We start from the raw sequence: 14,158 nt of genomic DNA on the forward strand, positions 1-14,158 counted from the left end.
AGAGAGCCCACCGCAAAAGGCTGTTTATAAAACGGGACCTATTGTAAGTCATCCCTCAAGAGGTTCCACGACTTTTCAACCCAAAGCTGCATGAACTTTGAAATACACTGTCTTTAGATGTTCAGCATCTCCAAGCTTTGCACTCATTTTTGATGAGTGATTTTTACATTCCTATCTCGTATCTCGAGAGATTTTTGTAATTTTGGAGATTTTCCAAGCGATTATAATATATTGTTAAAGAAATGCCCGAAAATTTTTTAACATTAAAAAGGGACTCTCAATGGTGGTATTATGGTAGGTGTTGTCAAGACTGGAATAGAGGATATTGATTCTGCCTTGGGTGGAGGAATAGTCGATATGGGGAATCTTTTGATAGCCTATGATAGAAGGTCACTGGGATGGATACTTGGTTTAAAGATTTTCAAGAGTATGATTGATCAAGGAGCAATTGGAGTCATATTAAATACAACCTTGCCAATTTCAAAGCTTCAGCTGAGAACTAGCTGTGTTGGATTAGACCTTGAAAAAGAAGCAAAAGCAGGAAAGCTTTACATAATTGATCTCTTTGGGTCCAAGTATGCAATACCCGATAATCGACCATATGTTGTTCAGATAAAAAATTGGAGCGACGACACAGGAATCCCAAAATTACTCAAGATATACAGCGCGATAGCATCAAAAATTCCTAAGAACTCAACAATTGTTGGTCTTGCATCGACTCTGGAGGGACTTTATCACGAATTTGGAAAACAGACCATGGACAACCTAATAAGGGCATCACTTGCAAGCTTTGAGAAAGCGGCAATAAGGGAAAATAAGTTTAATATTGTCACAGTCGCCCTCCTGAACAGAGATGCTGTTCCCGATTATGTAACGGCGTGGTTCTATAGTCTTAGCGACCAAATCATAGAGTTTATTTCCAACACTGATAACTCTGGTCTTGAGGAGACGATACTGGTGCCAAAATCTCTTGTTCCTGAGTTCAAACCGAGACACTACACCATAAAACTCTCAGAAGAGCACAGAATCCAGATCTTTTGATACCTTGTTGTTTTTTGTTGAATACAGTTTTCCCTTATTCTTTAACGTTAACCAAATTCGAATGGAAAGGCTTTTAACTCCTCACCCGTTTTCCCGCCCGATGGCCATGAAGACACTCGCCCAGGTTTTCAGGGAAGTTCTGCAGGAGAAGGGTATAGATAGCTTCGGCGTGCTTTCAAAGCGCTACCGCAAGTCAAAGAATAAGCTCCAGGATGTGGCAGTGGACGTCCTTAACGGAAAGGGAGTCATAGCAGAAGTTCCAGAGCCAACGGCAGTTGCGTGGGATTTAAACGGGAACCGCGTTAAGGGTTCGCGCTATGCCTACGTGCCGGGCTGCATGGCTGAAAAGTTCAAGGTTCTGATCAGGGCTGAAGACCTGAAGGCCTGCATTCCGGAGTGGCCCTACTTCATAATTGACCTAATGCACTGGGACAAGCACACCCAGAAGGAAAAGGGCAAGATATGCCTCCAGGTGGCTCAGAGCTACGGCCTGCTGAGGGACTACTTCACGGGAAAAGAGCTGGCAGTAACCTGGGCGAATGATGAGTTCAAATCCATGTTCCACGGCCCGATTGAGAGGATAACGACATACGAAGGATCTACCGCCAACTTCCTGAAAGAAGAGGGCATCGATGAGGTCGTACTCCTCGACCCCTGGGCGGAGGAAGTTCTGGGAGAGGAGGACTTCGACGTTAAGGCCTTCATAATCGGGGGAATCGTCGACACCGGCGGTACAAAGAAGAAGACCACGCCAAAAATCGGTGAGGAGCTTGAGAACGCAGGTATTAAGGTCCGCAGGAGGAAAATAGTCCTTAGGGGCGATGTAGTCGGTGTCCCGGACAGGATAAACAGAATCCTCGGCATAATCCTCAAGATGATGGTTGATGGCAAGTCAATGAACGAGGCTGTTTACGAGATGCAGGAGCCGCTTCACGCACGCTGGCGCCTCAGAAAGGAGCTTCCAAAGCATGCAACGCGCTATATGATTAACGGCAAAGTTTACCGCGTCGTCGAGAAGGAGCTCTTCGACGATTATTCCAAGTGGCTCAAGATACGCTGGGAGGATTTCGTCAAGGTTCTGCGCGAGTTAAATCTCGTCGCGCTCGAGAGGAAGCGGATGCACCACCTCAACAAGATTTCCAACCCGAGAATAATCAACGGCAAGCTTTACAGGGTCATACTCCTAAAGAAGGCCGCGATACTGTGCTACAACTGCTGAGTGTTCCTCTTTCCTGTTCTCTGACAAATTAGAGAAAGAAAAGTTCAGAAGAACAGAATCACGGCATCTCCAACGACGGCCGTTTCAACCTCTTCACCCTCGCTGAACACTGCCTTCCTTAGGACGATGTCGTCCTTGTTGAGCTCGACCTTCTGTCCTTCAACCTCGAACTCGACCTTTCCGCTCTCCTTGAGGGCCCTGGCAACTTCCTCGGCGTTCTCCTTTAGGTAGGCGGTTATCTTCGGCACGAGCTTTCCGTAGCGCGGCCCGACTGTTCTGAAGTTGGGCTTTATCTCGATGATGCGCTCCTCGAGTTCCGGCTCGCCCTTGATTATCTCAAGCCTCTCAATGTTCATAGTTCCGGCGATGTCCTTTTCGATGGCCTTCAGCATCTCGTAGCTGTCGGTGGCGTAGATTGCTACATGCTTGAGCTTGGCGTTTAACGCCAAGCCGTGGGAGTTCTTGTAGCGCCTCATGACACCTACTATCTCGCGGGCAAGTTCTCCAAGCTTCTCCGCCTCTTCATCGATCTTAGCCTCGTCGTACTTCGGCCACTCGAGGAGGTGGACACTCTTCGCTCCGATGCGTTCTTTGAAGAGGTTCTGATAGAGCTCCTCCGTGATGTGCGGCGCGAACGGAGCGAGCAGGAGCATGATGTTGTAGAGCAGTTCGTAGAGGGCGGCCTTAGCCTTGAGCTTGCTCTCCTCGTCGTCGCCGTAGAGGCGGTACTTGATCATCTCGATGTAGTCGTCAGCGACCTCGTGCCAGACGAAGGTTATCAGCTCCCTCGTGAGCAGGTTAAAGCGGTACTTCTCCATTTCCTCGGTGGCGAACTTTATGAGGCGGTGAAGTCTCGAGAGTATCCACCTGTCAATCGGCTCCAGCTCGATTCCTTTTGCTGCCTCTGGGTCAAAGCCTTCGAGGTGCCTCTCGGCGAAACGGTAGATGTTCCAGACCTTCTGGAGGAAGCGGTAGTTGTAATCGACGGTCTCCCACTTGAACGGGTGGTCTTCTCCGGGCGGCGCTAAGGCAGTCCAAAGTCTCAGGGCGTCGGCGCCGTACTTCGGGATCACCTCATCCGGTGCAACAACGTTGCCGTAGCTCTTACTCATCTTCCTTCCGTCTGGACCAGCCACCATTCCGTTGATGAGGATGTCGTCCCAGGGCTTTTCCCCGGTGAGCACGTAGGTCCTGAATATTGTGTAGAATGCCCACGTCCTGATGATGTCGGTTCCCTGCGGCCTCAGAGCCGTTGGGAAGTTGTGCTTGAACCACTTCTCGTCCTTGCCCCACTTGGTGATGATGAGCGGCGTAATGCTCGAATCCACCCAGCAGTCGAGGACGTCAGTTACAGGCTCGAGCTCGGCACCGCAGACCGGGCACTTCTCAACGGGCGGCTTGTCAAAGCGCGGGTCAACGGGCAGATTTTCCTCTCTGGCAGGGACTACGTGGCCGTTCTTACAGACCCAGAATGGGATTGGGGTTCCAAAGACGCGCTGTCTGCTTATAACCCAGTCCCAGTCCATCGACTCGGCCCAGTCCTTGAGGCGGAGGAACATATCGCTCGGATACCAGTTGATTTTCTCTGCCACTTTCACAATCTCGTCCGTGAAGTCCTTCACCTTTATGAACCACTGCTTCTTCGGCAGGAGCTCGATTGGGGCCATACAGGAGCTCCTCTCGGTGTGCCTCAGGACGCGGTGAGTTATCTTCTCCTTCTTGTAGAGAAGGCCCATCTTTTCCAGATCCTCGGCGATGGCCTTCCTTGCCTCTTCGGTCTTCATACCCGCGTACTTGCCGGCGTTTTCGTTCATGGTGCCGTCTTCGTTGATGGCTATGATAACCGGCAGGTTGTAGCGCTTCTGCCACACGACGTCCTGCTCATCGCCGTAGGTACAGTTGTAAACGGCACCGGTTCCAAAGGTCGGGTCAACGTCCTCGTCAGCTATAACCGGCACTTCCCTCTCGAATATCGGGAGCTTCACCTTCTTGCCGACAACGTCCTTATACCTCTCATCGTCAGGGTGGACAAATACCGCAACACAGGCCGGCATAAGCTCCGGTCTGGTAGTGGCTATCGGGACGTAACCGGAGCCATCAGCAAGCGGGAGCTTGATATAGTAGAGGAAGCCATCTTCCTCGACATATCCTACTTCAGCCTTGGCAAGGCTCGTCCTACATCTCGGACACCAGTAAACCGGGTGCTCGGCGCGGTAGAGCATGCCCTTTTTGTAGAACTCGAGGAGGGACTTCTGGACCGTTGCCTTGTACCAGTCGTCCATTGTGTGGTACTCCAGATCCCAGTCGGCGGAATAGCCTATCCTTATGAACTGGTTGCGCATGGCCTCGATGGCCTGCCAGGTCCACTCAACACATTTCTGGAGGAACTTCTCTGGCTGATCTTTGCTGATTCCGAACTCCTTCTCCACCTTCAGCTCAGTCGGAAGGCCGTGGTTGTCGAAGCCCTGTGGGAAGAGCACGTTGTAGCCAGTCATGCGCTTATAACGGGCCACAATGTCAATCCAGGTGTGGCTGAGCACATGACCAAGGTGAAGGGTTCCGCTTGTGAACGGGGGTGGAGTGTCGATCGCGTAGCTTGGTCTCTTCTCGTCGAGTTCGTATTTGTAGATTTTTTCATCCAGCCAGAACTTCTGCCACTTGGGTTCGATTTCCTGAGGGTTGTAATTCTTCGGGAGCATCTTACCACCTACCTGAGGCTTTTTCAGTAATGGTTTCCCTATCAGAAAGGGCGTTTAAAAAGGTTAATCTCTTCGATGGTGCCCTTAAAGTCCGCACTAACCCAGAAACCAAGAAGTGTGCACGAGCTTTAGTTTTCCTGAATCTTACGGTGGACGATAGGCACCACCGGTGCACCTAATGGTGCATAGTTTTAAAAGGTTTTCGAATTTGACCCATGTGTGTTATTCCTCAGAGCGCCTTGAAGGGCCACAAGGTGTGCTGGATTGCCCCTCCTCAAGAATCTTTCTCTTCGTTCTCTTCAGAAGGTACCATGCAAGCGCTATACCACCAATTCCAATGGTGAGTATTGCCCAGAACGCCAACGACAGACCAAGTATCGTTATACCCAAGAGTTCCTCTTCAATTCCACTATATTGGAGAGCTATGTGGAGGAGTTCAACAACGTAGACTCCAAAGATTCCTACCTCCAGGAGCTCAAGGGCCTCTCCAATTGCCACGTATCGTTTGGTGTTTTCTTCAACTGCATTCATGACTCTGGCAATGGAATTATCAAGGAGAGTATTAGCGACGTTAACGAGACTGTCAACTTCCCTCGCCAGAGTGTCAGCGACGGGAATTGCATCTTCGACTCTTCTCCTTAGGACCCCCAGCCGCTCCTGTATCCGGAGAATGCTCTGGAGCTCCTCATCGTCAATGGTGGAAAGCGGCTCTTCAAGAGAACTTAGGGTCTCCTGAAGGTACGTAAAGACCGAGCCAACTATCGAGACGTCACTCTGGAGCTCACTGATCTTCTTGTTCACCTCCCTGAGAGACACCATACCTTTGCTGGAGAGAATGTTGTTCTTGAGCTCTTCCGACATATCCCAAGAGCGCCACAGCCTTGCAAGGGCGTTGTCGAGACTGTTTTCTATACTCCTGACAAAAGCATACGCCAGAAGCACTCTCTCATATCTGTATGAATTCCTGCCGATGATTATTAATCCCTGCGTACCGATAATCAACAGTGTTCCATCGTTGAGCGTCTTTATATCTATGATCGATGAAACTATCTGTCTGAGCTCCAGCATGCCGGGAAGGAACTTCCTCAACCCTTCCTCATCCAGATCCGGCTCAATGCCCTCAGCAAAGACGAGGAAGAACTTGTCCCTATGGAGGGGTTCGTTGAAGTATATCAGCTCAAGGAGCCGCTTCTGGTATTTGGATACTACGGTATTAAGCATCTGGGAACTATCGTGTACAACGTCTGCGACCACTGCAGCTATATCGTCGAGGCTATATTTGTCCCTTACCCCTTCGGCTTCTAGGAGCTCCAGTCCATATACGATTCTACCGAGGTTATCAACGTGAACACCAAAATGCTCCTCCTGGATATCAGCGTTGGTCTCTTTGTAAGACACCGTGCACTTGAACTCTATGCTCGTTCCCTCTTCACTTTTAATGACTTGAATGACGGTGGGAATTGACTCAGTTCGGAATATCATCTCCTCCGGTTCGGGATCAATGACCTCTGTTAGTATGCTGTGGGCCCCAATGCTCCTATTGGTTTCCAGTTTTTTTGAGAGCTCAAGTATAGTGTTCTCACCGAAGGGAAGCCACTCGGTTACCAGAATCCTTGTCCTCCCAGTCAGATATAGGTGGCTCTTTCCTTTCATTTAGAGCCCTCCTGGGAGGTAAGTCTTTGATGAGTATTCAACTCTCTTAACGTCAAAGAAGTTTATTCTCATTCTCTTTCCGTTTGGGCACTTAAGGTATGCATCAAGAACCGTACGCGACTTCTTTTTGTGTTCTGTGATGGTCACTGTTAAATAGCCCCCACCACAGGTAATTGCATTTTCTACTTCCTCTATTACTTCATCAGAAACAAGGACACTTATCTTGGAAATACCGTTATGAAGCCTATAAGCACCTACATCGTCATAATATTTGTTCGAAAGCTTAAGCTTCTGAACCATGCCGATTCGTCTGAACCTTTCAAGATCCCACAGTGCTTCCTGACTTATTTTAGCGTACATTTTTATCCCGTGGAAGGTTATGAGACTTGGAGCGTAGTCGTACTCCTTGAACACCCCCTGAGTTATAAGGTAATAAATGAGGGCGTTCAAATGAAGCTCCTTAACCCACAGAAACTCCCCCCTGCTGTCCCCAGTGTACGCATGAAGAAGATAAAGAAGCGCTTGCTGGTCATGGGTTAGGGAGAGGTATCCCATGAGATGACACCAAGCACGTTTTTATGTATGACAATATATAACTTTTTCTCTTCCGTTGTTATGTGTCCAAACATTAGAATTACGTTCCAACCACTCAAGAGAGAAAGTGATATAAGACCAAAGAAACATACGTCTATGTCAATTTGTTAACTCCATAGGGGGCTCAAAAATGAGGAAGCTCCTAGCTTTACTCTGGGTTGCCCTCCTTGTGGGGGCGATGGTCGGGATGCGGGGAGTAAAAGCAGAAGACATAAATTGGTGGAGTACATGAAAGATTATATGGGAGAGATTGAGATTAGTTCGATTGCAATTGCTTCTAATGGGGATAATTATTGTAGCGGGAGAAAATTCACTTAAATTCTAATGGCAATATATTTCATCCAAATCTTCTAATCTTCTAAATGCCAATCTCCATCATGGTTTTGATGAGCCTTTCATTTTCCTCCGGCTTCCTCACTGAGAAACGAATATACTCAGGAAGCCCGAAGCTCGTGCAGTCGCGGACGGCTATTCCTCTACGTTTGAGCGCTTCAACGACCGCCTTTGCATCCCCAACGCGCTTGATGAAGAAGTTGGCATCGCTTTTGATGTCCAGGGCCTTTTCCATCCGCTCCTTCTCGCGCCAGATTAGAGGCATCGTTTTCTTGAGATGCTCGAAGCCGTCCTCGATGAGGAACTCCAGGAAGGCGTAGCCGAGCGAGCCTATGCTCCAGGGCATGCGGACGCTTTTAAAGGCCTCCTCAAAGCCGATGACGTAGCCCACCCTTATCCCGGGCAGCCCGTAGCTCTTGGTGAAGGTCCTGAGCTTCACGAGGTTTTCCCCTTCGGGACTTTTTGCTCCTTTGACGAAGTCTATGAATGCCTCATCAAGTATAAGGAGTGCGCCTTTGTCTTCGACGGCATCGAGAAGAGGCCTGAGCCCCTTTGGCGAGTAGAACTTGCCGTCGGGGTTGTTGGGGTTGCAGAAGAAAACGATACTCTCGTTCTCCACGAGTTCGGTAAGCTTCTCTGGAGAGTTTGGGCCTTTGATTACCTCCGTGCCGAAAATCCTCGCTACTCTCTCATACTCCTCGTAGGTGTGGCGCGGGATTACTACCTTGCGCTTTTCCCTCATCGCGAGGATGCCGATTAGATAGAGCGCCTCAGTGATTCCGGCCGTCACCGTCAGGGGTTCACCAACTAATTCAGAAAGCTCTTCCTCAAGCTTTTCCCAGTACAAGTAACGGCCGCTCAGCTCTTTTGCTCGGTTAAACATATCATCTAGCCATTCAGGGGTATAGGGGTTCAGAGACGCTGAGAAGTCGAGCAAACCTTCTTCCCTCGCCCCTCCGTGATAGGTTGAGAATCTCACGGGTTCAAGCATGGACACACCCCCGTTAAGAGCAGTAGCAACACGACAGCTATCCACTCTCCCACAACAATCCAATAAATCCTCAGCGCCCGCCTTATATCTTCGAGCGTCGGCTCCCTGCCTTCAAAGTGATAAACCCCTTCTTTCTCAAGCCAGACACCGAGGACGGCGCTCATCGCTGCTATGGGCTTGTCGGCGTTTATCTTAAACTTCGCTTTCCCCCAATATTCGAGAACCTTTCTCGGGCTGAGCGGCAGGAAGAACAGAACGGTAATGCGGGCTGGGATGAAGTTGAGCAAATCGTCGAGACGCGCTGCGAACTTGCCGAAATACTCGTGCCTCTCATCGCGGTAGCCTATCATCGCGTCGAGCGTATTAACGGCTCTGTAGACCAAAGCTCCTGGCAGGCCGAAGAGGAGATAGTAGAACAGCGGAGCAACGATGCTGTCTGTGATGTTCTCGGCGAGGCTCTCTATGGCCGCTGAATTGAGATGGGCCCTATCGAGCTTTGAGACGTCCCTGCTGACTATCCAGCCCACGTACTTCCTCTGCTCTTCTATGTCGTCCCTCATCGTGTTCTCCACGTGCTGGGCGAGGCTTTTAATCGCGAAGGAGCTTTTTAGAAGGTAAACGCCCAGAGCGAAACCCAGCCACTCTGGCAGAAGCTCCGGAAGCTTGGAGAGGGCAAAGGCGAAGGTGATGACAAAGAGAGAAGCAGAGGTTCCGGCAAGAAAGTCCAAAATCGGGCCCCTCCTTTTGTATATCCCATCAAAGAGACCGATTAGCCTGCCGAACCAGACGGTGGGATGGACCAAGGCAGGGGGTTCGCCAAGGAGGAAATCCCAGAGGAGCGCAACCACAAAAATCATTAAGGCTTCCATTCCCCGAAGACCTCCTTTACCGGGGTGTATTCATTGAGCATCTCCTTGTTGGCTTCCCTCAAGCCCCTGCGCACGTACCAAGCGGGATGTCTTAAGTAGGTTGCATCAAAGCCAAGCCTTTTTAGGGCCTTCTCTGCAGTTCTGCCGATGGCAAAAATAGCTTTTGGCTTCAGAATCTCAAGCTCCCGTTGGAGGAGACTAAGCTCCCGTTCGTCGAAGCCCTTAAGCTTATTCCCTGGCGGATTGCATTTCACGACATTGGTGATGTAGACAAAGTCCGGGTTAATCCCCAGGGAAAAGAGGGCCTTCCTGAGCAGCATTCCCGAGGCGTCGCGATAGAAGCATATTCCAGTTAATCCACACCCCTTTCTCCCAGGTGCTTCGCCCACAAGGACGACGCCCGAACCGACCCAGCCATTGGCGAAGGGCAGACCATCGAAACTCCTGACCTCGAGCTGATAGCTGTAATACTCCTCGTGGCAGAACCTCAGCGGTTCGCGGAGAAACTCCCGGTAAAGGGCCTCAAGCTCTCCTGAGACTTTCTCATCCTTCCTATCAACGACAAGGAAGCGCTGCTCCGGATTGTAAATCGTCCTCGCGTAGAGGCCGTAAACCTTCTCCTCGAGGTTGAGAAAGTCTCGCCAGTCCCTGAGGAAGAGGGGCTTAGTCTTAAGGTTTCTTGGATTTACATAGACCTTTCCAATCTGCTCCAGCTCGTCAAGCTTCAGCAGCATAAAGGATAAAACATCCAAGGCGTTTATAATTCTGGTGGTGACATGGAGACGAGAAAGTGTCCCTTCTGCGGAGGGACTATGGTGCCAAGCAAAACTGACTTCCTTGGGCACGCCCAGTACTTCTGGGTCCCGCCCTGGAAGAGCAAACTGACAGGCTTCCTGAAGCCGGGAGTAAAGGGTAGGCCCTGGCTCTGCATCGACTGCGGCGCGGTTGTGGCGTACGTTGATGAAAAGAAGCTTTCAATCCTCCGCGAAGAGTACGAGCAGACGAAGCTGGAGGGTTCAATTTGAAGGGCATCGCCTTCTTCTCGGGCGGCAAGGACGGGCTTTATGCAACTTATTTGGCCCAGAAAAGCGGCATAAGTATCCCGTATTTCCTCGTCTTGAAGACCACCATCGGACTCTCGCCGCACTACGAGAACCTAAGCGAACTGGAAAAGCTCGCCGAGGCTATAGGAAAGGAGCCTCTAATCTTTGATATGGCAAAAGGGAGCGAGGCTTTAGCTGAATTCATCGGCTCCCTCGGCGTCGATTATCTTATCGCAGGAGATGTGCTGCTCGAAGACCACCTGGAGTGGATCGAACGGCTGGCCGAAGGAGCGGGCGTTAAAGTCTTGGAGCCTCTATGGGGCAGGAACACGCTTGAGCTCGCGAGAGAGATAATCGAAGCGGGATTTGAATACGCGATAATCGCGGTCAACAAGGAGAAGCTCTCTAAGGAATGGCTCGGCTACACCTTCCGGTCGGTTGAGGATTTGGAGCACTTCCTCGATGCAAATCCCAGCATTGACCCCCTTGGCGAGTTCGCTGAGTTCCACACGGTGGTCTTAAAGTGCCCGCTGTTTGAGAGAAGTTTTGAGCTGAAGCCGCAGAAGGTGGATGAGAGCGAGACCTACTGGTGGCTGAAGTTCAGGCTGGTGAGAGAATGAGAGCCGGAGAAATCCTCAGGAAACTTGAATCAAAAGGAATAACCCTTGAAAAGATGCTCGATACTGCGATGGAGCTCTACATCGGCGAAAATGCCGGAGACGTTAGAAAACTGCTAGAGGAGACGATGCTCCGCTATCTTGACGACATTAACGTTCAGTCCCTTCTCATGGCGGCGCTCCTCCTTGAGGAGAACTTCGAGGTTGAAGGTGACCCCGTGAACTTAGTCGCCGATGAGCTCATCGGGATAAGCATAGCGGAATACATCGGCGGTAAAATGGCCCTTTTCAACTTCTTCTACTATGACACCAAAAAGCCAGGGATTTTGAGTAGGCTACCACCATTCCTCGATGATGCCATTGGTGGCTTCATAGCGGGCTGCATGACGAAGCTCCTTTCGGAGGACTGAGCCATGAGAAACGTCCTGCCATTCCTGACACGGGTGCCAATTAAGGGCGACTTCGAGAAAGCTCGCAAGGAGCTCTGGGCCTTTCCACTTGTTGCTTTGGTGAGTTCGGCGCTCCCAACGCTCGTCCTCTACTTAAAACTTCCCCTCTCGAACCTCCTGGCGGTCTTGGCGCTCTACTTCACTATCGGTCTTCTCCATCTTGACGGTCTGGCGGACTTCGCCGACGGAGTGATGGTCAAAGGCGATCGCGAGAGGAAAATAAAGGCAATGAAGGATCTGAACACCGGAATAGCGGGCCTCTTCGCGGTGGTAATGGTTCTGCTCCTTCAAGTTTACTCCCTTCAGCTCGTTCCTTTCTACGCCCTCTTCCTGGCGGAGCTAAACTCAAAGTTCGCCATGCTCCTCGCGCTGGCAACCAAGAAACCGCTCGGCCAAGGGCTTGGGGCATACTTTATGGAAAAGATGGACAACGGTCAGCTCCTCGGCGGGTTCATCTTCTACACCATTCTCCTCGTCCCTGTAGTTGTCTACGAGCAAAATGCCCTGGTCTCGCTCCTTGGTCTGGCTTTCGGAGGTTACACCATCAAAGTTGCCCTCGACAACTTCGGTGGGATAAATGGGGACTGCATAGGTGCAATAGCGGAGATAACGAGGGCTGGGACGCTTTTGGTTCTGGCTTTCGTTTGGTGGTATACATGATAATCATCCTCGCCGGAGGCAAATCAACCCGCATGGGGCAGGAAAAACCCGTCCTTAAGGTGGCCGGTAAGCCGATGCTCCTCTGGGTCTACGAGGAAGCGGGGAAAGTTGACGACGTCCTCGTTGCTCTATCGCGGAACACCCCCAAAACAAGGGAGCTCTGCCTCAGGGAAGGGATTCCCTTCATTGAGACGCCGGGAAAAGACTACGTCCAAGACATCCAGTGGCTTTTGAGTGAGTTCGGCCCATTCGTAAGCGTCTCCGCCGATATCCTCTTTGTGAAGGCCTCGGATTTTTGGCTTATCGAGAAGGCCTTCGACGGGAAGACGAGCCTGACAGGGGTCCTTCCGCTTGAAAAGGTGCCGGGGGATTTGAATCCTGTAGTTTACCGGGGTTATGCAATCGTTGGACTGAATGCCGTTGCTGAAGAAGGGGAGAGATTCTTTGAGTTCACAAATCCCCTGTTAGCCTTAAATGTGAACACTCCCGAAGAGCTGGAGCTCGCGAAGAAGATTGCTAACCTAATCCGAGCTCCGAGAGGATGTATTCCATGTCGAGATTCTTCTCAACAATCCTAGCAAAGCGCTCTATCTCTTCTTCGATGCTCCATCCATCAACGCTTATCGGCTCAAGCCCTTTCTCCGCCCGCAGAAAGTTGAGGAGACGCTCCGTGAAGGCGAAGTTGTGGAAGATGCCGTGTAGATAGGTCCCGAAGGTTCTCTCACCAAGGGCTCCCTCCGGCTCAAAGGCATTAGCACCGTTTATCTCCCGTATTATCGAGAATGGCCTCTTTGAGATTGAGCGGCCCATCCGTATCTCATAGCCATCAACGCTCATTCTCTTGGCCGGCTTCCAGACGATTTCGGCCTTCAGGTGGTTTGTCCGCTTAACGGGCGTGAAGATTGTTTTAGCGGGCAACAGTCCAATACCCTTGACCTCACCGCGCTTCGATTCTACGTTGTCGATTATCTTCTCCCCGAGCATTTGAAAGCCGCCGCAGATTCCAACGACGAAAGAACCTTCGTGGTGAGCCCGAATTATCGCGTCCTCTATTCCATTCTCGCGCATCCAGAGCAAGTCCTCGACGGTGTTCTTGCTCCCGGGGATTATTATTAAATCGCCCTCAATTTCCTCCGCTTTTGTAACGTAGTCCACCCCATTGGCCCAGTGCAGGGGCTCAAAGTCGGTAAAGTTGCTTATGTGGGGTAGCTTGACTACCTGGATGTGGAGCTTGCCCTTAACCCTCGGAAAGCTCGTCAGAGAGTCCTCTTCTGGCAACTTGTGCTCGACGTAGGGAACGACTCCGAGGGTGGGCTTCCCGTAGCGCTTCTCCAGATATTCGAAGCCTGGCTCCAGCAGGGAGGCATCGCCGCGGAACTTGTTAAATACGAAGCCAAGGATTAGGTTTCGCTCCTCCTCGCTCAAGAGCTCCATCGTGCCCACTATAGAGGCGAAGCTCCCACCGCGGTCGATGTCGGTAACGAGGATGGTTTTTGCTTTGGCGTGTCTCGCAACGCGCATGTTGGCTATGTCGTAGTCCTTGAGGTTAATCTCAACGGGCGAGCCTGCACCTTCGATTATCACAATCTCATGCTCCGCCATGAGTTCATCCAGAACCCGCATGGCCTTCCGAAAGAGCTCCTCCTTCCGGGAGAGCATGTATTCCTTGGCTGAAACGCTTCCTATGGGCTTTCCCATAAACACAACTTGGCTCCTCATGTTACCCTCGGGCTTGAGGAGTATCGGATTGAACCTTACCGACGGCTTCTTTCTGCAGGCTACCGCCTGAAGGTACTGGGCGCGACTTATTTCGCCGCCTTCTATGCTCGGTGCGGAGTTCAGGCTCATGTTCTGGCTTTTAAACGGAACAACGTCATACCCTAAGTTCGAGAAGATCCGGCACAAAGCCATGACAAGGAGAGATTTTCCGGCTCCGGAGGAAGTCCCCTGAACCATTAGGGCTTTTCCCATTCACACCCCCCACTGGAAG

14 protein-coding genes are annotated in these 14,158 nt (G+C 50.9%); 7 read left to right on the forward strand and 7 right to left on the reverse strand.

What is annotated here, in order from left to right; all coding sequences use genetic code 11:
* The first annotated feature begins 291 nt into the window (after window positions 1-291).
* Both E3E26_RS07030 and trm10 read left to right on the forward strand, forming a co-directional pair.
* A complete protein-coding gene (locus E3E26_RS07030) occupies window positions 292-1,041 on the forward strand; it encodes a hypothetical protein (protein WP_167900558.1) in 750 nt (249 codons plus the stop codon).
* 106 nt (window positions 1,042-1,147) lie between these two features.
* Window positions 1,148-2,260 (forward strand): tRNA (guanine(9)-/adenine(9)-N1)-methyltransferase, encoded by a 1,113-nt coding sequence (gene trm10, locus E3E26_RS07035; protein WP_167900782.1) that lies wholly within the window; start codon window positions 1,148-1,150, stop codon window positions 2,258-2,260.
* Between the two features lie 44 nt (window positions 2,261-2,304).
* Here trm10 and E3E26_RS07040 read toward each other — a convergent pair whose 3' ends face one another.
* From E3E26_RS07040 to E3E26_RS07065, 6 genes are all read right to left on the reverse strand, one after another.
* Window positions 2,305-4,959, reverse strand: a complete 2,655-nt coding sequence (locus tag E3E26_RS07040) for a valine--tRNA ligase (RefSeq protein ID WP_167900559.1) — start codon at window positions 4,957-4,959, stop codon at window positions 2,305-2,307.
* Window positions 4,960-5,181: 222 nt separating this feature from the next.
* Entirely contained in the window at window positions 5,182-6,441 is a 1,260-nt protein-coding gene (locus E3E26_RS07045; RefSeq protein ID WP_167900560.1) for a hypothetical protein, read from the reverse strand.
* Window positions 6,442-6,612: 171 nt separating this feature from the next.
* Window positions 6,613-7,167 carry a hypothetical protein gene (locus tag E3E26_RS07050; protein WP_167900561.1) on the reverse strand — a complete coding sequence of 185 codons (555 nt, stop codon included), beginning with the start codon at window positions 7,165-7,167 and terminating at the stop codon, window positions 6,613-6,615.
* Between the two features lie 397 nt (window positions 7,168-7,564).
* Entirely contained in the window at window positions 7,565-8,530 is a 966-nt protein-coding gene (locus tag E3E26_RS07055; RefSeq protein ID WP_167900562.1) for an aminotransferase class I/II-fold pyridoxal phosphate-dependent enzyme, read from the reverse strand.
* A complete protein-coding gene (cbiB, locus tag E3E26_RS07060) occupies window positions 8,515-9,399 on the reverse strand; it encodes an adenosylcobinamide-phosphate synthase CbiB (RefSeq protein WP_167900563.1) in 885 nt (294 codons plus the stop codon). The genes E3E26_RS07055 and cbiB overlap by 16 nt, the downstream gene beginning before the upstream one ends.
* Window positions 9,387-10,133 (reverse strand): uracil-DNA glycosylase family protein, encoded by a 747-nt coding sequence (locus E3E26_RS07065; RefSeq protein WP_167900564.1) that lies wholly within the window; start codon window positions 10,131-10,133, stop codon window positions 9,387-9,389. Before E3E26_RS07065 ends, cbiB begins: the two co-directional genes overlap by 13 nt.
* Window positions 10,134-10,175: 42 nt before the next feature.
* Between E3E26_RS07065 and E3E26_RS07070 the strand changes: the two genes are divergently transcribed.
* From E3E26_RS07070 to E3E26_RS07090, 5 genes are read left to right on the forward strand one after another with little or no spacing between them, the layout of a single operon-like run.
* Window positions 10,176-10,424, forward strand: coding sequence for a hypothetical protein (locus E3E26_RS07070; protein ID WP_167900565.1), 249 nt, complete (start codon window positions 10,176-10,178; stop codon window positions 10,422-10,424).
* Window positions 10,421-11,062: a diphthine--ammonia ligase family protein gene (locus E3E26_RS07075; protein ID WP_167900566.1), complete on the forward strand. Its 642-nt coding sequence runs from the start codon at window positions 10,421-10,423 to the stop codon at window positions 11,060-11,062. Before E3E26_RS07070 ends, E3E26_RS07075 begins: the two co-directional genes overlap by 4 nt.
* Window positions 11,059-11,469, forward strand: a complete 411-nt coding sequence (gene cobZ / locus E3E26_RS07080; RefSeq protein ID WP_167900567.1) for an alpha-ribazole phosphatase CobZ — start codon at window positions 11,059-11,061, stop codon at window positions 11,467-11,469. The genes E3E26_RS07075 and cobZ overlap by 4 nt, the downstream gene beginning before the upstream one ends.
* A 3-nt stretch (window positions 11,470-11,472) precedes the next feature.
* The gene (cobS, locus tag E3E26_RS07085) at window positions 11,473-12,168 is read left to right on the forward strand and encodes an adenosylcobinamide-GDP ribazoletransferase (RefSeq protein WP_167900568.1); all 696 of its coding nucleotides are present in this window, start codon (window positions 11,473-11,475) and stop codon (window positions 12,166-12,168) included.
* Window positions 12,165-12,746 carry an NTP transferase domain-containing protein gene (locus tag E3E26_RS07090; protein ID WP_167900569.1) on the forward strand — a complete coding sequence of 194 codons (582 nt, stop codon included), beginning with the start codon at window positions 12,165-12,167 and terminating at the stop codon, window positions 12,744-12,746. Before cobS ends, E3E26_RS07090 begins: the two co-directional genes overlap by 4 nt.
* On the opposite strand, the gene E3E26_RS07095 is transcribed toward E3E26_RS07090, so the two are convergent.
* The gene (locus tag E3E26_RS07095) at window positions 12,685-14,139 is read right to left on the reverse strand and encodes a cobyric acid synthase (protein ID WP_167900570.1); all 1,455 of its coding nucleotides are present in this window, start codon (window positions 14,137-14,139) and stop codon (window positions 12,685-12,687) included. The genes E3E26_RS07090 and E3E26_RS07095 overlap by 62 nt on opposite strands.
* Between the last annotated feature and the right edge of the window lie 19 nt (window positions 14,140-14,158).

Source organism: Thermococcus sp. LS1, assembly GCF_012027395.1.
In the GTDB taxonomy this organism is placed as follows: domain Archaea; phylum Methanobacteriota_B; class Thermococci; order Thermococcales; family Thermococcaceae; genus Thermococcus.

Excerpts from the sequence above, each read along its gene's own strand:
- E3E26_RS07090 (WP_167900569.1), top strand. The coding sequence starts at position 12,165 with ATGATAATCATCCTCGCCGGAGGCAAATCAACCCGCATGGGGCAGGAA.
- E3E26_RS07070 (WP_167900565.1), top strand. The coding sequence starts at position 10,176 with ATGGAGACGAGAAAGTGTCCCTTCTGCGGAGGGACTATGGTGCCAAGC.
- E3E26_RS07050 (WP_167900561.1), bottom strand. The coding sequence starts at position 7,167 with ATGGGATACCTCTCCCTAACCCATGACCAGCAAGCGCTTCTTTATCTT.
- cobS (WP_167900568.1), top strand. The coding sequence starts at position 11,473 with ATGAGAAACGTCCTGCCATTCCTGACACGGGTGCCAATTAAGGGCGAC.
- E3E26_RS07065 (WP_167900564.1), bottom strand. The coding sequence starts at position 10,133 with ATGCTGCTGAAGCTTGACGAGCTGGAGCAGATTGGAAAGGTCTATGTA.
- cbiB (WP_167900563.1), bottom strand. The coding sequence starts at position 9,399 with ATGGAAGCCTTAATGATTTTTGTGGTTGCGCTCCTCTGGGATTTCCTC.
- cobZ (WP_167900567.1), top strand. The coding sequence starts at position 11,059 with ATGAGAGCCGGAGAAATCCTCAGGAAACTTGAATCAAAAGGAATAACC.
- E3E26_RS07045 (WP_167900560.1), bottom strand. The coding sequence starts at position 6,441 with ATGATATTCCGAACTGAGTCAATTCCCACCGTCATTCAAGTCATTAAA.
- E3E26_RS07055 (WP_167900562.1), bottom strand. The coding sequence starts at position 8,530 with ATGCTTGAACCCGTGAGATTCTCAACCTATCACGGAGGGGCGAGGGAA.
- E3E26_RS07095 (WP_167900570.1), bottom strand. The coding sequence starts at position 14,139 with ATGGGAAAAGCCCTAATGGTTCAGGGGACTTCCTCCGGAGCCGGAAAA.
- trm10 (WP_167900782.1), top strand. The coding sequence starts at position 1,148 with ATGAAGACACTCGCCCAGGTTTTCAGGGAAGTTCTGCAGGAGAAGGGT.
- E3E26_RS07030 (WP_167900558.1), top strand. The coding sequence starts at position 292 with ATGGTAGGTGTTGTCAAGACTGGAATAGAGGATATTGATTCTGCCTTG.
- E3E26_RS07040 (WP_167900559.1), bottom strand. The coding sequence starts at position 4,959 with ATGCTCCCGAAGAATTACAACCCTCAGGAAATCGAACCCAAGTGGCAG.